Origin of the sequence: Collinsella sp. AF29-7AC (assembly GCF_003475665.1) — a bacterium.
Classification (GTDB): Bacteria; Actinomycetota; Coriobacteriia; order Coriobacteriales; family Coriobacteriaceae; genus Collinsella.
Window position 1 is genome coordinate 1 of sequence record NZ_QRQX01000048.1, and the last position, 354, is coordinate 354.

General features: G+C 59.9%; 1 pseudogene. It reads right to left on the reverse strand.

Annotated features, from left to right (window positions below):
• Positions 1-89 precede the first annotated feature (89 nt).
• Positions 90-354 (reverse strand): annotated as a pseudogene (locus DWZ15_RS10600) (hypothetical protein); the annotation flags it as partial.

The window sequence follows — 354 nt, forward strand, 5'->3', positions numbered from 1 at the left end:
GAAGTCCCCACCGCGCCACAGGGCTGTGGCCCAGGTTCATCATGGCAACCATTAGTTTTCCGCCGAGGCCCACGGGCTTGCGGGTGTTTTCAAAGAACGACATCTGGCCCCTCCGATTTCGTGCATTCCGCATAGGTCAACGGGAACGAGGCCTTCAGCACCGCGCTTTTCCGCACCGCCCAGCCGTTTTGACGCAGGAAACGTAGGTATTCCTCGCTTGTCCACCTGCTGTGGAGGGGGAATCCCGCCATGCTCATGAAAAAGGCTTTTGCCTTGCCGGAAACCGAGTTCCCCGCGTGGGTGAAGGTTGGCGCGATGAGCACGCCGTCGTCCTTCAGCACCCGCCTGATTTCT